Annotated in this window: 26 protein-coding genes; 16 read left to right on the forward strand and 10 right to left on the reverse strand. The window is 69.6% G+C overall.

Translation table 11 applies throughout. The features are described from left to right. A partial coding sequence (locus tag DEIPI_RS34620; RefSeq protein ID WP_045235200.1) for an MFS transporter occupies positions 1-850 on the forward strand: 850 nt, incomplete at its 5' end. A 92-nt stretch (positions 851-942) separates the two neighbouring features. On the opposite strand, the gene DEIPI_RS34625 is transcribed toward DEIPI_RS34620, so the two are convergent. Then, positions 943-1,509 carry a TetR/AcrR family transcriptional regulator gene (locus tag DEIPI_RS34625; RefSeq protein WP_045235201.1) on the reverse strand — a complete coding sequence of 189 codons (567 nt, stop codon included), beginning with the start codon at positions 1,507-1,509 and terminating at the stop codon, positions 943-945. A gap of 65 nt (positions 1,510-1,574) precedes the next feature. Between DEIPI_RS34625 and DEIPI_RS34630 the strand changes: the two genes are divergently transcribed. After that, positions 1,575-2,864, forward strand: coding sequence for an MFS transporter (locus DEIPI_RS34630; RefSeq protein ID WP_052352021.1), 1,290 nt, complete (start codon positions 1,575-1,577; stop codon positions 2,862-2,864). On the opposite strand, the gene DEIPI_RS38465 is transcribed toward DEIPI_RS34630, so the two are convergent. Continuing rightward, entirely contained in the window at positions 2,815-2,955 is a 141-nt protein-coding gene (locus tag DEIPI_RS38465; RefSeq protein WP_157464074.1) for a hypothetical protein, read from the reverse strand. The two genes, DEIPI_RS34630 and DEIPI_RS38465, sit on opposite strands and share 50 nt — an antisense overlap. Positions 2,956-3,023: 68 nt before the next feature. Between DEIPI_RS38465 and DEIPI_RS34635 the strand changes: the two genes are divergently transcribed. The 4 genes from DEIPI_RS34635 (at position 3,024) to DEIPI_RS0125425 (ending at position 6,092) form a co-directional block, all read left to right on the forward strand. Then, on the forward strand, positions 3,024-4,334 hold the full coding sequence (locus DEIPI_RS34635; RefSeq protein WP_052352022.1) for a D-alanyl-D-alanine carboxypeptidase/D-alanyl-D-alanine-endopeptidase: 1,311 nt from the start codon (positions 3,024-3,026) through the stop codon (positions 4,332-4,334). A gap of 403 nt (positions 4,335-4,737) precedes the next feature. Then, positions 4,738-5,187 (forward strand): helix-turn-helix transcriptional regulator, encoded by a 450-nt coding sequence (locus DEIPI_RS0125415; RefSeq protein ID WP_027483631.1) that lies wholly within the window; start codon positions 4,738-4,740, stop codon positions 5,185-5,187. Between the two features lie 4 nt (positions 5,188-5,191). Further along, the gene (locus DEIPI_RS0125420) at positions 5,192-5,602 is read left to right on the forward strand and encodes a VOC family protein (RefSeq protein WP_027483632.1); all 411 of its coding nucleotides are present in this window, start codon (positions 5,192-5,194) and stop codon (positions 5,600-5,602) included. Positions 5,603-5,639: 37 nt separating this feature from the next. Continuing rightward, positions 5,640-6,092 carry an iron chaperone gene (locus DEIPI_RS0125425; RefSeq protein WP_027483633.1) on the forward strand — a complete coding sequence of 151 codons (453 nt, stop codon included), beginning with the start codon at positions 5,640-5,642 and terminating at the stop codon, positions 6,090-6,092. 115 nt (positions 6,093-6,207) lie between these two features. On the opposite strand, the gene DEIPI_RS34640 is transcribed toward DEIPI_RS0125425, so the two are convergent. The 3 genes from DEIPI_RS34640 to DEIPI_RS0125445 form a co-directional block, all read right to left on the reverse strand. Next, positions 6,208-9,465 (reverse strand): GAF domain-containing protein, encoded by a 3,258-nt coding sequence (locus DEIPI_RS34640; protein WP_245588651.1) that lies wholly within the window; start codon positions 9,463-9,465, stop codon positions 6,208-6,210. 344 nt (positions 9,466-9,809) lie between these two features. Further along, on the reverse strand, positions 9,810-10,670 hold the full coding sequence (locus DEIPI_RS0125440; RefSeq protein WP_045235203.1) for an RCC1 domain-containing protein: 861 nt from the start codon (positions 10,668-10,670) through the stop codon (positions 9,810-9,812). A gap of 119 nt (positions 10,671-10,789) precedes the next feature. Beyond that, the gene (locus tag DEIPI_RS0125445) at positions 10,790-11,065 is read right to left on the reverse strand and encodes a hypothetical protein (protein WP_157464076.1); all 276 of its coding nucleotides are present in this window, start codon (positions 11,063-11,065) and stop codon (positions 10,790-10,792) included. A 57-nt stretch (positions 11,066-11,122) separates the two neighbouring features. Between DEIPI_RS0125445 and DEIPI_RS0125450 the strand changes: the two genes are divergently transcribed. The 8 genes from DEIPI_RS0125450 (at position 11,123) to DEIPI_RS38475 (ending at position 16,307) form a co-directional block, all read left to right on the forward strand. Beyond that, the gene (locus tag DEIPI_RS0125450; RefSeq protein ID WP_027483636.1) at positions 11,123-11,401 is read left to right on the forward strand and encodes a hypothetical protein; all 279 of its coding nucleotides are present in this window, start codon (positions 11,123-11,125) and stop codon (positions 11,399-11,401) included. 630 nt (positions 11,402-12,031) lie between these two features. After that, a complete protein-coding gene (locus tag DEIPI_RS38470; RefSeq protein WP_157464077.1) occupies positions 12,032-12,208 on the forward strand; it encodes a hypothetical protein in 177 nt (58 codons plus the stop codon). Positions 12,209-12,633: 425 nt separating this feature from the next. Further along, on the forward strand, positions 12,634-13,083 hold the full coding sequence (locus DEIPI_RS0125460) for a GNAT family N-acetyltransferase (protein WP_027483637.1): 450 nt from the start codon (positions 12,634-12,636) through the stop codon (positions 13,081-13,083). 232 nt (positions 13,084-13,315) lie between these two features. Continuing rightward, entirely contained in the window at positions 13,316-13,681 is a 366-nt protein-coding gene (locus DEIPI_RS0125465; RefSeq protein WP_027483638.1) for a hypothetical protein, read from the forward strand. 1,086 nt (positions 13,682-14,767) lie between these two features. After that, entirely contained in the window at positions 14,768-15,385 is a 618-nt protein-coding gene (locus tag DEIPI_RS0125470) for a ParA family protein (protein WP_027483639.1), read from the forward strand. Beyond that, the gene (locus tag DEIPI_RS0125475; protein WP_027483640.1) at positions 15,382-15,747 is read left to right on the forward strand and encodes a hypothetical protein; all 366 of its coding nucleotides are present in this window, start codon (positions 15,382-15,384) and stop codon (positions 15,745-15,747) included. The genes DEIPI_RS0125470 and DEIPI_RS0125475 overlap by 4 nt, the downstream gene beginning before the upstream one ends. Positions 15,748-15,801: 54 nt before the next feature. Beyond that, positions 15,802-16,128 carry an AlbA family DNA-binding domain-containing protein gene (locus tag DEIPI_RS36210; RefSeq protein WP_027483641.1) on the forward strand — a complete coding sequence of 109 codons (327 nt, stop codon included), beginning with the start codon at positions 15,802-15,804 and terminating at the stop codon, positions 16,126-16,128. Continuing rightward, positions 16,125-16,307, forward strand: coding sequence for a hypothetical protein (locus DEIPI_RS38475; RefSeq protein WP_157464079.1), 183 nt, complete (start codon positions 16,125-16,127; stop codon positions 16,305-16,307). Before DEIPI_RS36210 ends, DEIPI_RS38475 begins: the two co-directional genes overlap by 4 nt. On the opposite strand, the gene DEIPI_RS36215 is transcribed toward DEIPI_RS38475, so the two are convergent. Next, positions 16,280-16,756 carry a hypothetical protein gene (locus tag DEIPI_RS36215; protein WP_169737218.1) on the reverse strand — a complete coding sequence of 159 codons (477 nt, stop codon included), beginning with the start codon at positions 16,754-16,756 and terminating at the stop codon, positions 16,280-16,282. The two genes, DEIPI_RS38475 and DEIPI_RS36215, sit on opposite strands and share 28 nt — an antisense overlap. Between DEIPI_RS36215 and DEIPI_RS36220 the strand changes: the two genes are divergently transcribed. After that, on the forward strand, positions 16,653-17,156 hold the full coding sequence (locus tag DEIPI_RS36220) for an ATP-binding protein (protein WP_084474963.1): 504 nt from the start codon (positions 16,653-16,655) through the stop codon (positions 17,154-17,156). The genes DEIPI_RS36215 and DEIPI_RS36220 overlap by 104 nt on opposite strands. A gap of 1,172 nt (positions 17,157-18,328) precedes the next feature. On the opposite strand, the gene DEIPI_RS38480 is transcribed toward DEIPI_RS36220, so the two are convergent. Then, a complete protein-coding gene (locus DEIPI_RS38480; RefSeq protein WP_157464081.1) occupies positions 18,329-18,505 on the reverse strand; it encodes a hypothetical protein in 177 nt (58 codons plus the stop codon). A 110-nt stretch (positions 18,506-18,615) separates the two neighbouring features. Here DEIPI_RS38480 and DEIPI_RS41745 point away from each other — a divergent pair, with 110 nt between their 5' ends. After that, positions 18,616-20,979, forward strand: coding sequence for a LuxR C-terminal-related transcriptional regulator (locus DEIPI_RS41745; protein WP_052352023.1), 2,364 nt, complete (start codon positions 18,616-18,618; stop codon positions 20,977-20,979). A gap of 12 nt (positions 20,980-20,991) precedes the next feature. On the opposite strand, the gene DEIPI_RS0125510 is transcribed toward DEIPI_RS41745, so the two are convergent. From DEIPI_RS0125510 to DEIPI_RS0125520, 3 genes are all read right to left on the reverse strand, one after another. After that, positions 20,992-21,948: a hypothetical protein gene (locus DEIPI_RS0125510; protein WP_157464083.1), complete on the reverse strand. Its 957-nt coding sequence runs from the start codon at positions 21,946-21,948 to the stop codon at positions 20,992-20,994. Between the two features lie 129 nt (positions 21,949-22,077). Beyond that, the gene (locus tag DEIPI_RS0125515; RefSeq protein ID WP_027483645.1) at positions 22,078-22,533 is read right to left on the reverse strand and encodes a hypothetical protein; all 456 of its coding nucleotides are present in this window, start codon (positions 22,531-22,533) and stop codon (positions 22,078-22,080) included. Positions 22,534-22,551: 18 nt separating this feature from the next. Beyond that, complete coding sequence (locus tag DEIPI_RS0125520) at positions 22,552-22,758, reverse strand: hypothetical protein (protein ID WP_027483646.1); 207 nt, start codon at positions 22,756-22,758, stop codon at positions 22,552-22,554. Positions 22,759-22,818 lie beyond the last annotated feature (60 nt).

The following is a 22,818-nucleotide window of genomic DNA, read 5'->3' on the forward strand; positions in this document are numbered from 1 at the left end:
CGTCAGCACCCCGCAGAGTCGCGCCCGCAACTTCGGCCTCGCCGGCGCCGCCTTCGGCCTCGGCCTCATCGTCGGACCCGCCCTCGGCGGTCTTCTCGGCGCGCTCGACCTGCGCCTGCCCTTCCTCGTCGCCGCCTCCCTCGCCGCCCTCAACTTCACCTACGGCCTGCTCGTCCTGCCCGAATCCCACACCCCCGACCGCCAGCCGCTCGACCGGGCCGCGCTCGTGCCGCTTCGCGCCCTGAAGGTCCTCACGACCCACCCGGACCTCCTCACGCTCGGACTCGTCGCGTTCCTCGCGAACCTCGCCACGCAGTTCGTCACCAGCACCTGGATCCTGCACGGCACCGCCCGCTACGGCTGGACCCCCGCCACCAACGGCCTCACCCTCACCCTCGCCGGCATCCTCGGGGTGCTCGTGCAGGTCGCGCTGCTCCCCCGGGTCCTCGCGCGGCTCGGTGCCGAGCGTACCCTCGTCCTCGCCCTGGTGTGCGGCGTGACCGGGAACCTGCTGTACGCCTTCGCCGCGCAGGCCTGGATGCTGCTGACCGTCATGCCGCTCGCCGCGCTGCTCGGTCTCGGCGCGCCGCCCCTGCAGGCCTTGATCGTGGGACGTTCCGCGCCCGAACAGCAGGGCGCCGTGCAGGGTGCGCTCGGGGCCCTCAACGCCCTCGGCGCGATCGCGGGGCCGCTCACGGCCACGCAGCTCTTCGCGCACCTCGCCTTCCCTCGAGGCGGCCTCGCGCTTCCCGGCGTGGCCTTTCTCGGCACCGCGCTGATCCTGCTCGCCGCGCTGGCGGTGGTGCTGCGCGTGACCGCCCGCACCGCCGCTCGAGCTCAGATCACCTGAGCTCGACTCGGGGAGGACCGACGCGCTCACGCGTCGGTCCTCCCCGATGCTGAACGTGCGCCGCCGGGCGCTTCCGGCGAGCGCGGTTCGCGTCAGGAGCCGCGCAGGAGGCGGGAGAGTCGATCGGTGAAGTCGTCGGCCGTGGACGTGTCGAGAGGGGCGTTTTGCAGGAGCAGACGGTACCAGACGGGGCCCAGGATGAGGTCGACCGTGGTGTCGTCCGGCGGCACCTTGAGTTCGCCGCGTCTGGAGGCGCGTTCGAGCACCGTGCGCAGTTGTTGGCGTCGCCGGGAGAGGTGCCGTTCTCGGAGTTCCGGCAGAAATTCGGGGTCCTGGAGGGCTTCGGCGACGAGGGCGCGGTTGGTGACGCCGCAGGGTCCGTTCAGGAGGGCGAAGGTGGCGCGCAGCAGGGCGCGCAGGTCGCGCTCGAAGTTCCCGGTGTCGGGGAGGTCGGGGAGGAGGTCGGCCTTCTCGGCGAACGCGTCGACGATGAGGGCACGTTTGTGTTTCCAGCGGCGGTAGAGGGCCTGTTTGGAGATCCCGGTGCGTTCCGCGACGGCTTCCATGCTGATGGCTTCGTAGCCGCGCTCTTCGAGCAGGTCGAAGACGGCGGCGCGGGCGGCTTCGGTGTGGGCGGGGTTGTAGGGGCGGCCGGGCATGTGTTCGTAGTGTAGCGGTGCCCGCGGCACTTGACAATACAAGACGGTGCGTATTGTATAGAGGGATGAGCAGACCCCCGCCCAACCCCCTGCCCGCCCTGCTGGTCCTCGCCCTCGCCTACTTCACCCTCGGCACCGCCGCCCTCGCCGTCATCGGCCTCAGCCTCCCCATCGGCCACACCTTCGACGTCACGCCCGCCCGCACCGGCCTGCTCGTCACCGTCTTCGCCCTCACCTTCGCCGCCGCGGCCCTCCTCACCCAGAGCCTCGCCGGTCACTGGCCCCGCAGACGCCTCCTTCTCACCGGCCTGACCCTGCTCACCCTCGGCCTGATCGCCGGAGCGCTCGCCCCCACCTTCGCCGCGCTGCTCCTCACCCGCGTCCTCGTCGCCGTCGGCGCCGCCATGATCGGCCCGGCCGCCTCCGCCACCGCCAGCCAGCTCGCGCCCCCCGAACGGCAGGCGCAGGCCCTCGCGCTCGTCTTCACCGGCTTCACCTTCTCCAGCGTCCTCGGCGTGCCCCTCGCCGCCCTCCTCGGCCCCGCCCTCGGCTGGCGCGGCACCCTCCTCGCCCTCGCCGGGGTCGCCGTCCTCACGGCCCTGCTCGTCCGACGGCTCGTCCCCCACCTGCCCGGCGGCGCCCGCGTCACCCCAGCGGTGTACGGGCAGGCCCTCACCACGCCCGGCGTCCGCCCCGCCCTGCTCGCCACGCTCCTGCAGATCGCCGCGCCCTTCGCCGTATACGGCGTCGCCGCGAGCTACCTCACGCAGCGCTTCGGCAGCACCCCCGCGTGGATCTCCACCACCCTCCTCGCCTTCGGCGTCGCCGGCGTGATCGGCAACACCCTCGCTGGGCTCGTCACCGCCCGGCGCGGCTTCACCCGCACCCTCAACCTCAGCCTGATCGGCGCCACCGTCGTCTTCGTGGGGCTCTTCGCCCTGCCCGGCCTGCCCTGGCCAGGCGTGATCGCGTTCGCGGCGATGTCGCTGTTCACCCAGATGTTCCAGACACCCCAGCAGGCGCGCCTCATCCACCTCGGCCCCCAGGTTCGCGCCCTGATGCTCGCCCTGAACGCCAGCGTCGTGTACCTCGGCATCAGCGTCGGGTCCGCCCTCGGCAGCACCCTCCTGCCGCACCTCGGCGCGCGTCCGCTCGCGCTGATCCCACTCGCCCTGATCCTCGTCGCCCTGATCGCCAGCCACCACGCGACTTCCGCGTCCTCGGCAGGCACCCCACCTTCCGGGACGCACCCGCACCCCATCCCCGCCGAGCGCGCCGACGTATCCCAGCCTGCCACGGCGCCCGTCACGCCGCGCGACCCTCGCGCGTGGTCCGCACCCGCGCGTCGGGGCTGAAGGCGTCGAGCAGCACGAGCCGCGCCTCGTGCTGCTCACGTTCGGACGCGAGGAAGCGCAGGGGCAGCACCTCGCAGGCCAGGAATCGCACACCACCGACCCGACCGTGAGGCTAAGCTGAGCACGACCTGCGCTCGCTCTCGACCATCCGGAGTCCTCATGCACATCCGCACGACGTCACTGATCTTCACGGCCCTCGTCTGCTCCGCCGGCGCCGCCCCACTTCCCACGGGGGTCCAGGCGCTCCTCGACCGCGGGCCGCTGCCGTCCGCGGGACAGACCGCCCGGCGCGTCCACGTCGGACTGCTCGTGCAGAACCTCACCACGGACGAACGCCTCCTCGACGTCCGCGCTGGGGACTCGTTCCGGCCCGCTTCGAACACGAAGCTCGCGGCCGCCGCGACCCTGCTGTACACGCTCGGGCCGCAGCACCAGTTCGAGACCCGGCTCGTCGCGAGCGGCCAGGGCGAACGCCGCGAACGGCTCACCCTCGTCGGCTCGGGTGACCCGACCTTCACGCTGAGCGGCGCGAATTCCCTCGCGGCGCTCGCGCGGCAGGTCATGGACGCGGGCGTGAAGGAAGTCGGGAACCTCGTCGTGGACGACACCCTGTTCACGCGCCCGTGGCTGCTCCCCGACAACGAGGAACTCGTGAGTGCCGTGCGCGTCGCGGACCTCCGGCTGCCCGGGGGCGCCACGCCGCGCGACGCCGGGCAGTTCAGGCAGCTCGCGCCCTGGACGCCGACGCTGTACGTCTCCAGCGTGGGTGCGGCGCTCAAGGCGGCCCTCGAAGGTGCGGGCGTCAAGGTGACCGGCAGGGTGACGCGTGGCCGGGCCGGGCAGGACGAGGCGAACGTCGCGACGGTACGAAGCGCGCCCCTGTCCGAGGTGCTCGCCCGCGTCCTCAAGCCCAGCGACAACGCCGCTGCCGAACAGCTGCTCGCCCTCACCGCCGTGAGCGCCACCGGCGCGTCCTCGCCCGCGCTGGCCCGCTCGTCCGTCACGGCCTTCCTCGGCGCCATCGGCGTGAACCGCGCGGGCGTGCTGCTCGTGGACGGCTCGGGACTGTCACGCAACGACCGCCTCACCCCGAACGCCGTGGTGAGCCTGCTGCGCTTCGCGTTCCGCACGCCGCTCCTCGCGTCCGGCGAGGTCCTGACGCCACTCGACGCGTTCAGGACGCACCGCAATCCCTTCGTGGAGGCGCTCGCGGTCGGGGGAACCGGCACCGCGACGCGGGAAGCGGCCCTGAACGGCGGAACGCTCGCGACGCGCTTCGTGAACTCCGGCCTGGATGTGCGCGGCAAGACCGGCACCATCATCGGCGCGTCCGCCCTGTCCGGGTACCTCGTGACTCGCTCGGGGCAGGTGCTGGCGTTCAGCCTGCTGATGGACGGGTACGGCGGGTTCGGCTCCGAACTCCGCGCGTATCAGGACGAACTCGTCAGGGCGGTCGCCGAGGCGTACTGAGCGCCTGAGGACAGGACGCGAGGCGGCATCGACACACGGCGCGTTCGGACCACGTGCTTCGAGCGCCCCGCACCGTGAGGCGCTCGGGGAACGGACACCTTCGATCGGTCTCGGCGACGGATGCGACTCCGGTGAGGAGCGCCCGTCCGGCCGTCCGCTCACACGGCCGACCGCGCCCAGAGCGTTGCACGAGGTTGCCTTCGGGCACGCGCCGGGCAGGGAGGCTCTTCTGGGCTCGACTTCAGGCGAGGAGGTTCCGACCGGACGTCGGGACCTCCTCGAAGCGACCCGGACGGGAGTCTCGGCGAGAGGTCGGATCGGCGGAACGCGCGCGTCGCGATCCGCGCACTCACCTCGTGACGATGGCGGTCAGGGAGCGTCGCGTGGTGGCACAATCAGAGTGATGAGCACCCGCGCGGTCACCTCGCCGTCCCTGCGTGACCTCACCCGACTCCGCCGGGCCCGCGACCGTATCGACCGCGAGTACGCCCGACCTCTCGACGTCGAAACGCTCGCGCGGACGGCGGGCATGTCCGCCGGGCACTTCGGTCGGCTGTTCCGACGGGCCTACGGGGAGTCCCCTTACTCGTACCTCATGACGCGGCGTGTCGAACGCGCCATGGCGCTGCTCGACCGTGGCGACCTCAGCGTCACGGACGTCTGCTTCGAGGTGGGCTGCGCCTCGCTCGGCACCTTCACCACCCGCTTCACGGAACTGGTCGGCGTGTCACCCGGCGCGTACCGTGCCCGCGCGTCGGGGGCGGCCCAGGGGCTCGCTCCGTGCGTGGCGAAGCAGATCGCGAGACCGATCAGGAATCGAGAAGCGCCGCCGCCCGCCGCGCCCGTAGAGTGAACCCATGACCCTCCAGGTGCATCAGACGTTCCTGCCGCACGACGATCCGGACGCCTCGCTCGCCTTCTACCGCGACTCGCTCGGCTTCGTCGTGCTGCACGACGTCACGGCGGGCGGACTGCGCTGGATCACCGTCGGCCCCGAGGGGGGCATGGGCGCGTCCGTCGTTCTGCACCCGCCCGGAGTGACGCCCGGAATCACCGCTCAGGAACGCCAGTTCATCATGGAGATGATGGCCAAGGGGACCTACGCGACGCTCGTGCTGACCACGACCGATCTGGACGCGACCTTCGAGCGGCTCGCGCGGCTCGACGTGGAGGTGGTGCAGGAACCGACCGTGCAACCTTACGGCGTGCGTGACTGCGCGGTCCGTGACCCGGCGGGCAACCTCATCCGCATTCAGCAACGCCGCTGAACCACAAGACGTTCGATTCACAGGGGAGGAAGCTGGCATGACGCAGACGAAGCGGAGGCAGACCAGAGGTGAAGCGCCGTCGTTCACGGTCGAGGAGCGCGAGGCGATGAAGGAGCGCGCGCGCGAAACGCGGCGCGCGGCACGAGGACCGGGCGTGGACGTGGAAGCCGAGGTGCTCGCGAAGATCGCGGAGATGAGCGAGGCGGACCGGGCGCTCGCCGCGCGCCTTCACGAGCTCGTGCGTGAGGCCGCGCCGAGCCTGAGTGCGAAACTGTGGTACGGCATGCCCGCCTACGCGCGAGGGGGGAAGGTCGTGTGCTTCTTCCAGGCGGCGGGGAAGTTCAGGACGCGGTACGCGACGCTCGGGTTCAGCGACGAGGCCACGCTCGACGACGGGCACCTGTGGCCGACGTCGTTCGCGCTGAAGGTCTTCACGCCCGAGGTGGAGGCGGAGGTCCGCGCCCTGCTGGGCAGAGCGGTCGGTTCGTGACGGCAGCGCGGGTCGTCGTGGCCAGACGCGCGGGCCTCCGGCAGAGAGGACGTCGTGGGTGCCGTGCACGGTGAGGGTGACGGTGGCGCGGCGAGCAGGACGTGTCGTTCGGCGTTCAGGTCGCGTCGTCGGGGGTGCCGCCGGGCAGCAGGACGTGAAAGATGCTGCCCTCGCCGGGCGTCGAGTCGGCCCAGACGCGTCCGCCGTGATGTTCGGCGATCTTGCGGACGATGGCGAGGCCGAGGCCCGTACCGTCCACGCGGTCGCGTCCTTGCAGACGCTGGAACATCCCGAAGATCCGCTCGGCGTACTGCGCTTCGAAGCCCTCGCCGTTGTCGCTCACGCGGACGTGCCACGCCTCACCGTCACGGGACGCGTCCACGCGCACCTCGGGCGGGACGCCCTCGCGGCGGAACTTGACGGCGTTCCCGACAAGGTTCTGGAGGAGCTGGGTGAGTTCGGAGCGTGAGCCGTGCACGACGGGCAGCACGCCCGCGTGCACGGTCGCGCCTTCGCGGTCGACGAGGCCCGCGAGGCGCGCGAGGGCGTCCGTGAGCGCGTCGTTCAGCCCGACGGGCGCGAACGGTTCCTTGATGGTGTTGAGGCGTGAGAACACCAGCAGGTCGTCGATCAGGGCTTTCATGCGTTCGGCGCTGCGTGTCACGAGCGAGAGGTACTTGCGGCCCGTGTCGTCCAGGGAGGGGGCGTAGCGTCGGTCGATCAGTTCGGAGAAGCTCGCGATGGTCCGCAGGGGCTCCTGCAGGTCGTGCGACGCGACGAACGCGAACCGTTCGAGCTCCCGGTTGCTCCGCTCCAGCGCGGTCGTCCGCTCCCTCAAGGCCAGGGTGCTTCGCGCACCCTCCAGAGCGAGGCTGAGGCTGCGCGTCACGGTCTCCAGCACCGCCCGATCCGCGTTCGACCACACACGCCGCTCGAACAACCCCAGGCCGATCAGACCGTGCGGCGCGCCACCGACGACGACGGGGAGCATCGCGACCGCGCCCACGTGCCGCACCACGTCCGGATCGGTGTCGGCTCCACGTGCGTACTCGTCCTGGAAGAGGGGCCGCAGGGCGTCCCAGGGCGTGTCGAGCGTGGGCGTCCGTCCTCGCGTGAAGCCCGCCGCCACGGCGTCCTCCAACCCGGGATCGCCGAGCGCACCGACCAGCGACACGTTGCGCCAGCGTTCCCCGTCGAGGATCCAGTACAGCACGTACCCGTCACCGAGCAGCGACAGCAGGATCTCCTGCGCGCGGCGCACCAGCGCCGTGTCGTCCGCGTCGAGGGTCAGGTCACGGGTGAGCTGCGCGAACGCTTCGAGCGCGCGGGTCCGAAGGGTCAGCAGGGCGTTCTGCGCTTCGAGACGCGCGGTCTGCTCGGCACGCTCGAACGCCAGGCCGAGGCTGCGTGTCACCGCCTGGAAGACCGCTCGATCCCGCGCGGACCAGACGCGGGTGCGTGTGGACCCCATCGTGAACAGCGAGTACGGCTGATCGTGCAGGAAGTATGGACGCAGGGCCGCCGCACCGTACGCCTCGGTGACGTCCGCGCCTTCCTTCCTCGCGTTCCAGTCGTCCACGAACAGCACATCCCGCGTTTCCACCGTCTCGGCGAAGCTGGGCGTGTCCGTCGGGAATCCGGTCTCGGCGGCCCTCCGCACCTCCGGCGCGACGTCGTCCGACAGGACACGCGCCTTCCAGAGGTCCCCGTCGAGTTCGTAGTACGCGACGCTGACGTCGCCCAGCGCGGCCTTGAGGACCTGCGTGGCGTTCCGCGCGAGGTCGAGGACGTCGGTGGTGGTGGCGGAACGTTCCGTGAACGCGGCGAAGGCGTCGAGGGCGGCGCGTTCCTCTTCGAGCGCGCGGGTGCGGTCGAGCACGCGACGTTCGAGCGTCGCGTGACTGTCCTGCAACTGGCCGTACAGTCGGGCGTTGTCGATCGCGACGGCGGTCTGCGCGGCGAGCCCGACGGCGAGCTGCTCCGCTTCCTCCGTGAAGACGGAGACGTCCGGGTGACCGAAGAAGAGCCCGCCGAGCACCTCACCGGAACGTGAGGTGACGGGCACCGCGAGGTAGCTGCGGACCCTCAGGTGCCCCTGGGGCATCCCGTGATACGGGGCGTTCCTGCCGTAGCGTTCGTCCTTGGTGATGTCTGCCGAGCGCAGCACGCCCTCACCGCGGAAGGTGAGGCCGAACACGTGCGTGTTGCGCGGCATGGGGAAGCTCGCGAAGGCCTCGTGGGGCACGCCGGAGAGGGTGTAGAGGGTGTAGCTTTCCTGCCGGGCGTTCACGACGTTGTAGAAGAACGCACCGAACGCGGCGCCGGTGAGTTCGACCCCGGCGTCCGTGACGGTCTGCACGAGGCGGTTGAGGTCGAGTTCGGCGGAGATGGCGCGTCCGACGCGGTTGAGGGTCGCGAGCCGTTCGCTCTGCGCCTGCTGGCGGGCGTGCACGTCGAGGCGTTCGAGGGCGCTCTGGGCCTGCCGGACGAGGGTGCGGAGGAATTCGCGTTCGTGCTCGTCGAAGTGACGGTCGTCGAGGAAGCTGAGGGCGAGGACGCCCCACACGTCGCCGTGCACGGTGAGGGGCAGCGCGGCGAGACTGCGTGTGCGGTGGGCGCGCACGTCGAGCGACGCGGGGTAGCCTTCGTCGAGCGCTTCACCGCCGACGAAGACCGCGGTTCGTTCGTTCGCGGCGCGGGTGCCGGGCAGGTCGAGCGTGAGGGGGATGCGTTCGAAGCGTTCGAGCAGCGGCGGGGTGTAGCCGATCGAGTCGAGGATGGTGAGGGCCTCGCGGTCGGGGGTGGGGACGAGGAGGCAGCCCATGTAGGCGCCCGCGGCGGTGACGGCCTGCTGAATGAGGACGTGGGTGACGTCGTCGGTGGTGCGGGCGCCCGCGAGGGCGGCGGTGATCTGCTGGAGCGCGAGGGTGCGGCGAGTCTGGGTGACGTCGCGGATGCGGACGGCGAGCCCCGCGCGGCCCGGAGTGATGTGCACGTGAACGGGACCGCCGAGGGTGGGGTTGTAGGCCTCGTAGTGGACCGAGCGTCCGGTGTCGCGCGCTTCGCGGCTGGCGGTGAGCCAGTGGGGGTTGAAGGCGTGTGGGAAGTCCCGTTCAAGGGACCGTCCGATCAGCGCGTCGGGGGTGCGGTCGACGATGGCGGCGGCGGCGGGGTTGGCGTAGGTGAAGCGGCCTTCCGTGTCGAGGGTGAACAGGGCGTCGTCGCTCTCGTCGATCAGCGCGAGGAGCGGATGGGGAAGGAACGGTTCTCGGGAGGAAGTCATGGCTGTGCTCGGGCTCAACCCGAAATCGTATTTCAATATACAGTTGTTGGGGTGATGGTCGAGCCGCGCGGCCCGGCCGACCACGAACATGAAGAGGCACTCAATACGACACTGGAGCGTTCACCCCCGCCGAAGTTCGTGCCCACCCTGACCTCCACGAACGCGCCGTCCCGCGACGACCCCGGCAAGTACCGGTGCGAGGGGTTCAACGCCGGCAGAAACGGCGAGACGCCCGGCACGACCAGCACACCCACGCCGAGCGCGTGCCGGTCTCCCGGATCGAACTCGACCCTGGGCGGCTCGCGGGGCGCGATCCTCGACGTGATCCACCGCGGCCGCGTCGGGCGTCATTCGATCAAGGGAGGGGGGCCTCCTCTCACCGCGAACCTCCTGCCCACGGGGCGCCCGCACGACCGTTCGGCGCGACCAGCGGTTCAGAGTCGCCACGCCGCGACCTGGCAGTGTCGGTCGTCGCCTGCCGCCACAACAGTTCCATCGGTGCGAAGGCCGAGGCTGTGCGCGGCGCCGGCGGCGACGGCGACGACGTCACGCCAGGACGACACGTCGCACTGACCGTGGCTGTCTTCACCCACGGCGTGAACGCGGCCCGAAGCGTCCACACCGAGGGTGTGCGCGCTCCCGGCGGACACGCCGACGATCTCGCGCCACCTCGCCGCTTCGTCGAGTCCCTTTCCGACGTGCCCGGCGGTGAGCACACGACCCTCCCTCGTGACCGCGACGGTATGCAGGTACCCCGCCGCGACCTCACGGATTTGACGCCACCGCGTGACCTCACATTGACCGCGGCGGTTGTTTCCCGTCGCCAGCACCGTTCCGTCCGCGCGCAGGCCGACCGAGTGCCAGTCCCCGGCGGCGACGGCGGTGACGTCGCGCCAGGCGCTCACGTCGCACGCCCCGTCGTCGCGGCGGCCGGCGGCCTTGACGGTCCCGTCGCTCAGCACGCCGAGCGTGCGTCGCCAGCCGGCCGCGATCGTCGTGACGCCGCGCCAGCTCGCGACGTCACACTGCCCGTGGTCGTTCCAGCCTGTCGCGAGCACGGTGCCGTCCGCACGGAGACCCACGGTGTGCGACCGGCCGGTGTTGCTCGCCAGGTGCACGTTGCCGGCCGCGACGGCCACCACGCCACTCCAGTGCGTCACGTCGCACTCGGGCGCGCCGGGTGGACCTGCGGCGACGACCGTACCGTCCCTGCGGACGCCCACGGAGTGCCGCCGTCCGGCGGCGATGATCGCGCCCGGGAGAGTCCTCGTGTCCTGCGGGTCGAGGGTGCTCATCGATTCACCTCGGGGCATGTGGTGTGGGGTAGACGTCTCGCGCCTTCCTGCAGGAAGGGCGGCTGATCGAGAAGAACTCGACTCGTGGGTCGCGTCTGGTGTCGCTCGGGCGCGGCGGATCACACATGGGTCCAGTGTGCGCGGGTGGCGGTCGAGTTCGCGAGGGGCGCATTCGGGACGTCGCGGCCGATGGTGCGTCTGCTGCCGTCGAGGGTGCGCGCGAGGTCCTCGGTGCGGGCGTGACCTCGCCCCTGGAGTTCGAGGACGTTCGCGAGGCGTCGGTCGGTTCGGTGCACCTGCTTCCGTAGGAAGGGGCGGTCGGGGTCGTCGTGGTGGTCGTGCGCGCGGCCCGGCTCCTGAGTCGATCCTTCGGCAAGCGTCCACACAACTTTCACAAGCGGCACATGTCATGCTCGGGTCAGCAGCACGAACGCCAACGCCCAGGAGGCCGCATGCTCATCCTCACCTCCCGCGCCGTCATTCCCCGCGTCGTCCACGACGGGTCCGCCGCCCGCCACATCACCGAACTCCAGTGCGCCCTCGAAGACGGCGACACCACCCTCGCCCGCGACCTGCTCGACACGGTCGCCCAGACCCTCGCGGGAAGACCCGCCCGTGCACCCGAAATCGAGCACGTCCTGCGCCATCCGCACCACCTCGGGTACCTCCTGCGGTCCTACCAGGCGGAGTTCCTCACCACCTTCGAACAAGCACTGCTCCGACCCGCCTGAACGGCCCGCCTGCACGACAGGGACGCCACGGGATGGACGGGCGCCCCCATCGGCGAGAGCGCCGACACGACGCCCGAAGCGTCGACGTGAACGTCGCGGGACGGAGTCGTGTGACCATGACCGAGCCGCACGAGTGCGGGCGTGACCTGCGGCGGGCGTCGACGTGCAGGAGCAGAAGGTTCGGACGGGTCGGGTGGAGGGGCGTGTGAGGCCGCTGAAGCGGTGCCGGGGAGAGCGCGAGGCGAACCATCCTCCCCCACCCGCGACGCTCGCGTGCTTCTGCACGCGAGCGGGGTATGGCCGCCGGACGAAGCACCCGTTCCCACGGCGGGGTGTGTGCCGCTTCCCGGGTTGGTCACGTCGTTCTTGGCTGGGGTCCGGGGGCGGACTGGAGTCGTGGTCACGGGCTTGGGACGACTCCGGCCGATCCGGTTTATACCTGGTCTATTTTGCTTGATCGCGTGGAATCACGTGATCAAGCAAATCAAAAACATGCCTTCCGAATTCGCAGCATGCAAAGACGGCATACATCAGAGCGTGACCCAACGTTCGGACGTGCGAATACTGAGACCGATGATCATCTCCCTCGTCTCCTGAAAAGGCGGCTGCGGCAAGGCGCTCAACGGGCGCGTGCCCCGCTCCGTCCGGCTCGCGTTCGACCGGCAGCTCACCGACGCCATGGACACCCTGCGCATGGACGTGACGGTGGACCTCGCGGTGGAAGCCCTCGCGCGACGCGTGATCGAGGACGCCAGGGAACGCTGGATGCACAAACTCTGGGAACTCAACCGCCAACGGCGCCGCTGACCCACCTCGCGTTCGAGCACGAAGAGCGCCCCCTCACGCCGCGGGCGCGCCGGGCCGCGCTCCAAATGTCCGTAGCGTGACGGTGATGGCCCTCGACGCGCTCGACGTGGCCTGACCACGCAGAGGCGCGAGAGCAGGCTCGGTGCGCACCAGTCGCCGCGCGACAGGAGGTCTTCGAAGACGCCGAGCGCCGTGTCGTGCTCGCCGAGCGTGAGGTGCAGGCAGGCGCGCCAGTACTCGACCCGCAGGCGCTGCTCCTCGTCGATCGAGCGCGTCACGTGGGCGGCCACCTCCGGCGAGGGCGAACACCTCGGCCTGAAGCGTGTCGAAGGGCGTCGTGGTCATGCCTCAGTGTGGCAGCCACGCCGCGAACGCGAACCACAGGTGTGATCCGGACGTCACCGCGCGGGCGCTACGCTGCTTGCATGCCCAGCGTTCGCCGCGCCTCGCCACTCGACGCGTTCGTCATCGCGCAGCACCGCTCTCCGGACCTCAAGGCGGGCGATCCGGCCCTCATGGTGTACGTCGATTGGGTCGTGGGTGCGCTGGCGCGTGACGTGTACGTGGGCTTCCTCGCGGTCGAGGACGACGCGGTGGTCGCGGGCGCGGGCCTCACGCTGCTGGAGTGGGGACCCACGCGGCACGACCCCAGTCCGCTCGTCGCTCGGCTCGTGAACGTGTACACCGCGCCGACCTTCCGGCGGCGGGGGCTCGCCCGCGACCTCACGTCGCGGGCGCTCGACGAAGCCGGACGCCGGGGCATACGTTCGATCTCGCTCGCCACCACTCCTGAAGCGCGCGCCCTGTACGAGACGCTGGGCTTCAGGGCGTACGCGGCTGAGATGCGCCTGCGGCTCGAACCGCCCGGTGCCTGAAGTGTGACGGTCGCCCGGCGCGCGTGTGGCAGGCTGAGCGCATGACCGGAGCGCACGCCGCCCCCACGTGCCCGCGAGGTCCGCGAACGCATGACCATCACGAACGCCGTGGCCATACGATCCCGCGAGCCGCGCGACGCTGTGAACGTCGCGCGGCTCGTGACGCAGAACGTACGGCACCACTGAACGTACACGAGCGCGTGTTCCGTCCGTACTGTCCCTGAGGTGCGTGATGCCGGAGATCCTCGTGACGTCCCTGCTGCTCGCTTCAATCATCACGGCGGTGCTGACCGCGCCCCTGGTCTGGCGGTCGTCCCGAGCGCCGTTCGTGACGTCCTTGTGGGTGTTCGCGCTGCCGGGCCTGTTGAGCGTCGCCTCCCTCTGGTCGCTGATGGCGAACCCCTGGAGCTGGGGTGGAGCGAGCTTCCTCGTCGTGCTCGGGCTGGGTGGACTCGGCGCGCTCGTCGTGGTGTTGATCGCGACGCTGCTCGACGCGAGGGATTTGAGGGACGTCTCGTTGATCGTCGGTGTCCACGCGCTGGTGCTCGCGGCGGGGACGCTGTTCGTCCTGCGGCAGGGACCGATCGGCATGGGGTGAACGTGTGGCCGCTGACGAGGACCATGAGACGCGCCCGGTTTGACCTGCACCCAACGGTGGATACGCGAAGATCGCCCTTGAGTGGATGTTCGACATGAAGCTGTGGGGCGGGGGCGATGCGGGATCGCCCTCGCCACCACCTCGTGTCTCCTCACGTCCCGTCGCCCAGGAGGCGCTTTTCGGCTCGTCAGGATCGACGATTTGACCGAGTCGGTCGAGTGAAGGAAGACACCAGGAACGTGCAGCCCGCCTTGGAGCGGGCTGCTTCGTCGCGAGGACGATCAGGTGGGGTGTGGGGAGGTGAGCGCGCTGGGCGCGAGGTGAACGTCGAGACGCGGCGGAGGTGGGATGCGTCGTCAAGCGAGTGTTCGTGAAAGATCAGAAGGAGAGGCGTTGTCCTCGCTGATCCGACCATACCGGACGCGTGGGCGGTTCTCGCTGGGTTGTCTGGACGGGGGCGCCTCCGGGGGTTCTTGGAGGTGCGGACGAAGTCCGGTCCGTACGACCAGGGAATGTGTCAGCTTGGATGAGCGTGTCGGCGGCCGAGCTTGAGGCGGACGGCGCTTGCCTGGGCGGGTGTCCCTCGGAGCAGTGTTGTGTCGTGACGTGGGCACGGTCCGCGTCGAGCGGTCGTTTGATGCCACGGGGGCGACGTCGTCTCGTCTGCGCTCGTGAAGTGGGTCGAGGTGGGTGGTGGATGGCAGGAGGCGCCTCGCGGTTCGGGAGGACGTTCAGGGCGAACGTATGTCCGTTCGTACAAGAAGCGGGACGTTCATCTTTCCATACGTATGGATGTCCAGTAGCAGGGTGGTCAGGGGGAACAGCCGGCGTCATCTTCAACGTTCATACGTCTGTATGGACAAATGGCTCGACATCCAGAAGTACGGAGGTCGTCACCTCGCTCGCCACAGCCAGGAATTGACCTGTCAACCGTCACCCTGACGTCGCGGCGAGCTCACGAACGAATCAAGCAATCATCCTCCAAGACGTCTATCCATACAGATGTCCAACCGTATGCACACTCAGCTTCTCATCACCTCATACGTCCCGACGTACAGACCGCCATCCTTCCAGTAGCATGAACGCATGATCATCACCGTCGCCGGATACAAGGGCGGAGTCGGCAAGACCACCACCGCCCTGCACCTCGCCGCATACCTCAACGCCCAAGGCCCCACCCTCCTCGTCGACGGCGACCTCAACCGCAGCGCCACCCTCTGGAGCCGCAACGGCGGAGAACGACTCCCCTTCAAGGTCATCCCCGAACAGCAACTCGCCCGGCACGCCCGCAGCTTCGAACACATCGTCATCGACACCGCCGCACGCCCCTCCAGCGACGAACTCCGCGACCTCGCCAGCGGCTGCGACCTGCTGGTCCTCCCCACCAACCCCGAGGCGATGAGCCTCGACGCGATGCTTCAGACCACCAAGGGCCTGCGCAGCATCGGCGCCGACGGCAACGCCTACCGCGTGCTGCTCACCCTCGTCCCCCCGAAACCCGCCACGGACGGCGCCGCCGCCCGCGCGCTCCTGCAGGAGGTGGACCTGCCGCTCTTCGAGGCGGAGGTGCGCCGCACGTCCGCCTTCACGAACGCCTCGGCCGCCGGGGTGCTGGTCCGTGACGTCCGCAGTCGCAGCGGCAAGCTCGGCTGGCTCGACTATCAGCGTGTCGGGGACGAGCTCGTACGGGCGGTGCGCGCATGACCAAGAGCCGCTTCGCCGCGCTCGCGGACCTCCACCGTGAACGCACCGCCGACGAACCCACCCCGGCCTCGGAAGGGGAGGAGAGGTCCTCGTCGCTCGTCCCCGAATCCTCGTCGACACCCGCACCCGTGCCGGAACGTACACCGGAAGCTGAAGTGACGCGGACGTCGACCCGGCAGGGACGCGCGCGCGGCAAGAGCTCGTCGGGAGAGTACCAGAAGACGACGATCCTGCTGCACACGGACGTATACCACGCGGTGCAGACGAAACTGCTGACCGTCAACCGCGGCAAGGGCGTGGGAGAGAAGAAGGACATGAGCGACGTCGTGAACGACCTCCTCCGCGAGTGGATGAACAGTTGAGCGCATGAACGTTCATATGGATAAACTTCCAGACGCTCAGGAGTGCGGACGTCCATGCTGACACTCCCCCTCGAGGAGAGCGACACCCTCGAACTCAAACGCGAATGCTCCGTGCGCATGAAAGGTCTCGAAGGCCTCGCCGCGTTCGCCAACACCCGCGGCGGCCCTCTCGTCATCGGCGTCGACGACGACGGCACCACCGACTTCGACTACGACCCCACCGACAGCGAACTGCGCGCCCTGCTCGCCGAGATCGTCGATCAGCTTCGCGTCACCCCCGAAGTTCGCCGCGTCCTCACCCTCACCGTCCACGCCCACCCACCCTCGTCTCGTACCGAGGCCGCTACCTTACCCGCGTCGGCAGCGCCAACCGCGACATGACCCCCGACGAGGTCGCCCAGCGCGCCCTCACGGTCAGCGGACGATCCTGGGGCGCTCTCCCCGCCGCGCGTCCCTTTCCCCTCACGAACACGCACCCCGAACTGCGCGAGGACGCCCTGCACGCCTTTGACGCCGCAGGCTGCCGCACGCCTCACCCGACGACCCGCCACGCCAGTTGATCGAACCCCTCCGCCTCGTCAGGGACGAGCGCCCCACCCGCGCGGCGCTGCTGCTGTTCGGCCGTCGCCCCCAGGACACCGCCAGCGGCGCGCTCGTGCAGATCGCGCATTTCAAGGACGGACGCCTCCTCGACGACACCACGCTCAGCGGCACGCACCTCGAACAACTCCAAGGCACCCTGGAGGTCCTGCGCGAGTACCTGGAGGTGGGATACGACGTGGGCGACCGCGCCATCCTCGAACGCAACCCGGACCTCACGATCACCCAGCGGCTTCAGCGCACCGAACGCTGGCCGATCCCGCTCGAAGCGCCGCGCGAAACCCTCGTGAACGCCCTCATCCACCGTGACTACACCCTTCCCGACCGGGTGCAGGTTCGCGTGTCCGACGACGAGCTCGACGTGTGGAGCCCTGGCGCTCCCGTTCGACCTGTCCGTCGAAGCGCTCAAGGCCGCGCGGCACCCGTCACGACTGCGCAACCCACAAGTGGCCGAGGCGTTCTACTTCATGGAGCTCGTGGAACGCCGGGGCACCGGGACGACCCGCATCCTGAACTCCTGCCGCGCGTGGGGCCTGCCGGATCCGACCTTCGCGGAGGACGCCGGGGGCCTGCGCGTCACCCTGCGCCGCGTGGTCCCGCGGATTGGGGAGGGACTCAACGCCCGGCAGCGTGACGCCATCGCGTTCGTACGCGAACACGGCCGTATCACGAACGCCGAGTACCGCGAGGTCACCGGCGCAAGCGACCGCACGGCGTCGCAGGGCCTGCTCGACGCGGGCGTCCTGCACCGGGAGGGCGCTGGGCGGAGCACCACGTACGTCCTGAACGAACCGGGTGGCGCCTCATGATCCCGCACGAATGCCGCAGGCTTCAGCACCTTGACGTCTGTAGCCACCGTCGTCGTGTGCTGCCGGGAGCGCCGGCCGTCCTCACCGCGTCGCGAACACTCGACGATCGAGGCCTCGGGTTCACGACCCGGCACGGAGGGGAGACGTGCCCTCGCATTCCACGCTGACGTCATCATGTCGAAGTGGGCGCGTTTGGACCGATGCCCTGCTCCGGCCGTCTGATGATCTTGTGTCTGCCCAGGTGCGCAGGCGCGGAAGTGGAAGCAGGCGGGCGGCGCTCGTCGAGCAGGTGTCACTCTGCGCTCGATGGGGGAAGCGCGGGCGGACCTCGCTCTTCGTGAGTGGGGGAGAGGACGCGCGAGTTTGGCAGGCGTGAATGGTGGAGGTGACACGGACGCTGGAGTTGTCGACGAACGGGGAGACCACGCGACGGGTGGAGCGGGCGGATGGCCTGACCGTCGGGACGGAGACGCGCGGTGACCATTGAGCCTCTGTCAAGAGAGGGGTTGTGATAACTCGACTTATGTCAACAACACAGTCGAGCTGCCACTTCAATGGGATAGGGGAGAGATTGGCCTGGCGCTACATGTGCTTTCAGCAGGCGGCGGTGCCGATCGCCCGTGAGTTGGCAAGGTGATGACGGTTAGGCCAGCAGCCATGGGAGAGGTAATCAACCATGGCGCCGAAAGCTCCTCATGTATCGGTAGGTCAGTTGGATAGGACGTCTGACTACGGCTGAGAAGGCCAGGAGTTCGAATCTCTTCGGGCGCGCCAAAGAAAATCCCCACTGAGTGGGGGTTTTCCCTATTTTTGGTGCGATCATCCGGGAAGCTGTATACAGTCTCCCGGTCGCACACGTGTGCAACCACAACCTACCAGCACCCCTCCGCGAGTTCCGACTCAAGAGCACGTGAAGCATGCTTCACGTAACGATGCCCGTATGACGTCACCCGTACCAGGCGTAGGGCCTGGATCGTCCTCCCTGGTGGTGAGCCCTTTACCAGGACTCACCGCCTCCCCCTTGCAGCTCACCGTACCAAACACCCTGTAAGTTTTATTGCGCGCCACTACTTGCGTAAGGATTAAGAGACGAAATCAGAAAAGTAGTGATGCAGTGTTCTGTAACTCGTATGCGCACCCTACCGCGGCAGGTGCTGTCCATATGCCCCGTCCTACCGGTAAGTGATGGAGCGCTCGCTGACGTACTCCAAGGTGACTTTGCCGGCGCTGACGGATGTGGAGTTGGAGGTCAGCCAGTTGCCCTGCTCGTCGGTCTTGAGGTACGTGTAGGTGCTGACTCGCGCGAAGGCGTCGCTGAAGTTCTGGTCGCCGGTCGGGCGGCCCAGCACGTCATAGGTAGCGCGGCTCAGCAGGCTGCGCTCGCCGGCGTAGCTGTAGGCCTACGGCTGTATGATGACCCGAGATTCCCGACGTTCCAGGAGAAAGTACCGCGCCGCTCATGACCGAACCGTCAAGAGAAGACCGCCAGCCGTCCTCCCCGATCGACGCGTCGCGCCGCCGTGAATGGACCGAGCTGCTCGGTCGGGCGCGGGAAGTCGCGCAGGGTGTGGACCTGCTGTCACGTGACGACGTCGGACTCGTCACGATCACCGGGATGGGCGGTATCGGCAAGACGCGCGTGGCGCTCCACGTCGCCGAGCGCCTCGGACCGCATTTTCCGGACGGGGTGAAGTTCGTTCCGCTCGCGAGCGTCACGCATGCCGAACTCGTCCCGCAGGCGGTCGCGGCGGCGCTCGGCCTCGGCGGCGATCGCGCCGCCGAGGCTGTCTTCGGCGCGTTACGTGACGCTGAACTCCTGCTGGTGCTCGACAATCTCGAGCATGTCATCGACGCGGCCGCGTTCGTCGCGGAGCTGCTCGTCGAGGCGCCCCGGGTGCGTGTCCTCACCACCAGTCGAACGCCCCTGCAACTCACCGGGGAGCACGAACTGCCCCTGCTGCCGCTCGCGCTGCCCTCACCGTCCGATCGCGTCGACCGCGCGTCCCTGCTGAAGGTGCCGTCCGTCGCGTTGTTCGTCCGTCTCGCCGACACGGTCCATCCCGGGCGCACCTGGGATGACGAGCGTCTGGCACACGTCGTCAATATCGTCACCCGGCTGGGCGGCTGGCCGCTGGGACTCGAACTGGCCGCCGCTCGATTGCGCCTCCTGTCCCTCGCCGACCTCGAACGTGCGCTCGACACGCCACTGAACGTCCTCACGCGTGGCGCGCGTGACCTTCCGGCACGGCAACGCACCCTGCGCGCGACCCTCGACTGGAGTCACGCGCTCCTCGAACCCGACGAGCGGACGCTGCTCGCGCGGCTCGCGGTGTTCCCCGCGACGTTCACCCCGAAGGACGCGACGGACGCACTCGGCGACATCGGTCGACTCGACGTGCTCTCCGCGCTCGTGGAGCATCACTGGGTGGTGCGGCCCGACCTTGAACGCGACGGTCTCGCGCTGCTCGAACCGGTGCGGGAATACGCGCTCGAACGCCTCGTCGCGGACGGCGCGCTCGACCTCACCCGCGCCGCGCACGCCCACACCTACGCCGCCAACCTCGAACGTCACCTGACCCGCGGGTACCCGACGCGGCCCTACTACGTCTGGATTCACGAACGGTACCCGCACCTGCGCGCCGCGCTGCACTGGGCGCTCACGAACGACTTCGCCCTCGCCGTCCGTGTCGGTCTGAACCTCACGTCGTACTGGATCATCGGCGGCAGCGGTCTCCTCTCCGAGGGACGGGTGTGGACCGAATCCCTGCTGGCGCGGGCCAGCGAAACGGACGACCTCACGGTCGCGAGACTGACCGCGGCCGTGGCCCTGTTCGCCGCCCGGCAGGACGAGTTCGAGGTCGCTCGGCGCATGCTGGAGCGCGCGTTGCCCGTCACGCTCCGCGTCGGTGACGAACACGACGTCGCGGACGTGATCCTGAGGCTCGGAAGTGTCGCGCGGATGAGCGCCCAGGTCGATCCTGAGGCGGAGCGTCTGCTGCGGGACGCGGCGGCGCGCTTCGAGCGGCTGGACGATCCGCACGGAAAGGTGAACGCCCTCGTCATGCTCGCCGCGCATCTCGACACGCAGGGCCGTTTCGGTGAAGCGCTCGACGTGCTGGGTCAGCTGCGGCCCGAGTTGCGGAACCTGACGGACCCGTCGATGATCGTCCGGGCACTCGTGTACGTCGGTTGGCTCCTGATCCGCGTCGGGCGCGCCGCCGAAGCGCGTGGTCCCCTGGAGGAAGCGAACGCGCACCTCATGGACCTGCCCACGCCCGGCCTGTGGCTGACGGTGTTCCACGGGCTGGCCGAGTGGGCGTACGCGACCGACCACGACGATCTGGCCGAGTCGTACCTCGCGGAGGCGTACACGCGCGCACTCGACCTCGGATCACCGCAGCTGCTCGCCGGCATTCACGAAACGCAGGCGCGCCTCGCCCTCAGGCGAGGCGAACGAGATCGCGCGCTGGAGCTGTATCGGCTGATGCTGGACCGTGTCGGTCCCGACGGACCGGCCTACCTGCGCCGAGAAGCGCACGAAGGCCTCGCGCGGCTGGCGGGGCGTGGGGACACCCCGTCTCCGTCACCTGCCCCGGCGTCGGCGCGGCCCTCGCCGTCCGCGTCGTACCTCACGGACCTCACCGCGCGGGAGACGGAGGTGCTGCGTCTGCTCGTCCAGGGCGACACGAACGTCCAGATCGGACGGACGCTGGGGATTTCGCTGCCGACCGTGAACGCGCACGTCCGGACGATCTTCTCGAAGCTCGGCGTGGGCAGTCGCGTCCTCGCCACGCGCGTCGCGCTGGAACGCCACCTCGTCTGAGCGACGCGGTCCTCACCCGCCCGGGTTGGGCCTGGGCTTCTGGTTGAGGTACAGCACCCCGCTGGACTTCAAGAAGAGGTAGCGTCGCCCGCTCAGCACCCGCGCCGTCTCAGTGCGGCCACCGTCGTACACGAGCGTCACGGTGTCCCCCGTGACCGCGTCGCCTTCCCGGACGAGGTAATGCCCCCACACGGTCGTCAGGTCGTACGTCGGCTGATGGTTCGCGTCGAGTCCCCTGGGCAGCATCGTGTTGTGCCAGAAGCGCCCGTTCGGGAAGAAGTCGAACTCCACCGCCTGGAAGGTCCTGTACTCGTGCACCACCTGGTACTCGTCCGTGTAGGACCGCGTGAGGATCGTCAGGTCCTCCACGTCGAGTCCCGCGCCGTACACGTTCGCGCCCACGCAACGCACCTCCGGGTGCGGGTCGTCCTTGACGGTCGCGGGGACCGCCGCGGCCACCGGGTACCGGGCCTGCCATGTCGTCGCGTCCGTCGTGAGCGCCCCGGATTGACGCGCGAACTCCTCCTCGGCGGCCGAGGCGCCCCCGACGCGGCCGAGCCTCATCCAGCCGGACAGGGTCAGGTCGTCACCGCTGACGTCGTAGCTGTCGCGTTCCTCACCGCTGACCAGCCAGGCGAAGGTCAACCTGCCGTCCCGCACCTGCCAGCGGCCCGGCTCGGCGCCGACCTTGCTGCCGCTCATCGTGTTGACGGAGAAGGCCCGTCCGTCCGCGAGGAACACCAGTTCCAGGTTGTCCGTCACGTTCCTCCAGACGCCCACGAGCGACGTGTCGAGCGCACCTGTCCCCAGGGGCGGCGGTGAGGTCGGCGGCGCGGCCTCGCAGGTCACGCCGTCCGGATTCACGTCGGAGCCGGAGGGGCCGCCCGACGGCGCCGCGCCCCCGCCGCAGGCGGTGACGGACAGCGCGAAACTCAAGGCGAACAGGCCGGACAGCGTCGTCTTGTACATGCTCATCATCTCCTCGGGGTTCCACCGGACGGAACCGTCGCGAGCGTACCGCCGCCGTCATCGGACGCGCATCGTTCGTTCGAACCTGCCAGGTCGTCATCACGGCCGTCGGAATCGACGATGCCCACGTCACGCGCCGCCCCGGGCGGCCCGCCTCCACGGGCACGACGATGACGACGCTCGACGCCCCCGAGGTCGATGCACGGCGCGGGCCGCAGGCGTGACTGCGGAACGTCGGCCTCTGCTCGTCCGCAGGTGCGCCTCGTGAAGGCTGACCTTCACGAGTGCCAGCGCGGACGTCGCGGCGAACACCAGCATCGCGGGATTCCACGTCGTGACGCGCGAGGGCAGGACGCGCGTCGACGCGCGAGGCGCGGGGTACGCGCCGAGCACGAGCAGCGACGGGACGCCCGTCAGCAAGTCCACCTCGACCATGCGCCCGCCGCGGTTCCCAGGGCCCGGCGCGATCAGGAACGTCACGCCGACCGCGAGCAGCACGAGCGCGAACAGCACGACGAGCAGGGGCCGACGTTCCGGACGTCGGACGAACCCGAGCAGGCTGCCGCTCGCGAGGAAGCCCGTCATGACGGCCCACTGCGCCTGCTACCACGCGTCGAGCATCCCGGGGACGCCCGGCTCCGCCGGCGACAGCTTGAGCCCGAACGGTTCCAGGGCGACGCTGAACGCGCCCATGACGATCTGCAGGGCCACGAAGGTCAGCAGCGCCACGACGACGTACAGCCGTACGCGCCGACGCGCGGGTGAGGAGGTGAGGTGACTCGTTCCGACCGTCGATGCGCTCATGCTCATGAGGTGCCTCCCTCGGCCCGTGGGCCGTGGGCCGTGAGGCGCAGCGTACGAGGACGCCAG

This window comes from Deinococcus pimensis DSM 21231, assembly GCF_000519345.1.
In the GTDB taxonomy this organism is placed as follows: Bacteria; Deinococcota; Deinococci; order Deinococcales; family Deinococcaceae; genus Deinococcus_A; species Deinococcus_A pimensis.

Coding starts and splice junctions, on each gene's coding strand:
- DEIPI_RS34630 (WP_052352021.1), top strand. CDS start 1,575: ATGAGCAGACCCCCGCCCAACCCCCTGCCCGCCCTGCTGGTCCTCGCC.
- DEIPI_RS0125475 (WP_027483640.1), top strand. CDS start 15,382: ATGACCAAGAGCCGCTTCGCCGCGCTCGCGGACCTCCACCGTGAACGC.
- DEIPI_RS0125515 (WP_027483645.1), bottom strand. CDS start 22,533: ATGACGGGCTTCCTCGCGAGCGGCAGCCTGCTCGGGTTCGTCCGACGT.
- DEIPI_RS0125440 (WP_045235203.1), bottom strand. CDS start 10,670: ATGAGCACCCTCGACCCGCAGGACACGAGGACTCTCCCGGGCGCGATC.
- DEIPI_RS34625 (WP_045235201.1), bottom strand. CDS start 1,509: ATGCCCGGCCGCCCCTACAACCCCGCCCACACCGAAGCCGCCCGCGCC.
- DEIPI_RS0125425 (WP_027483633.1), top strand. CDS start 5,640: ATGACGCAGACGAAGCGGAGGCAGACCAGAGGTGAAGCGCCGTCGTTC.
- DEIPI_RS41745 (WP_052352023.1), top strand. CDS start 18,616: ATGACCGAACCGTCAAGAGAAGACCGCCAGCCGTCCTCCCCGATCGAC.
- DEIPI_RS0125420 (WP_027483632.1), top strand. CDS start 5,192: ATGACCCTCCAGGTGCATCAGACGTTCCTGCCGCACGACGATCCGGAC.
- DEIPI_RS0125450 (WP_027483636.1), top strand. CDS start 11,123: ATGCTCATCCTCACCTCCCGCGCCGTCATTCCCCGCGTCGTCCACGAC.
- DEIPI_RS0125470 (WP_027483639.1), top strand. CDS start 14,768: ATGATCATCACCGTCGCCGGATACAAGGGCGGAGTCGGCAAGACCACC.
- DEIPI_RS0125510 (WP_157464083.1), bottom strand. CDS start 21,948: ATGTACAAGACGACGCTGTCCGGCCTGTTCGCCTTGAGTTTCGCGCTG.
- DEIPI_RS0125520 (WP_027483646.1), bottom strand. CDS start 22,758: ATGAGCATGAGCGCATCGACGGTCGGAACGAGTCACCTCACCTCCTCA.
- DEIPI_RS38475 (WP_157464079.1), top strand. CDS start 16,125: ATGACCCCCGACGAGGTCGCCCAGCGCGCCCTCACGGTCAGCGGACGA.
- DEIPI_RS34640 (WP_245588651.1), bottom strand. CDS start 9,465: ATGTTCGTGGTCGGCCGGGCCGCGCGGCTCGACCATCACCCCAACAAC.
- DEIPI_RS34635 (WP_052352022.1), top strand. CDS start 3,024: ATGCACATCCGCACGACGTCACTGATCTTCACGGCCCTCGTCTGCTCC.
- DEIPI_RS0125415 (WP_027483631.1), top strand. CDS start 4,738: ATGAGCACCCGCGCGGTCACCTCGCCGTCCCTGCGTGACCTCACCCGA.
- DEIPI_RS0125465 (WP_027483638.1), top strand. CDS start 13,316: ATGCCGGAGATCCTCGTGACGTCCCTGCTGCTCGCTTCAATCATCACG.
- DEIPI_RS0125460 (WP_027483637.1), top strand. CDS start 12,634: ATGCCCAGCGTTCGCCGCGCCTCGCCACTCGACGCGTTCGTCATCGCG.
- DEIPI_RS36210 (WP_027483641.1), top strand. CDS start 15,802: ATGCTGACACTCCCCCTCGAGGAGAGCGACACCCTCGAACTCAAACGC.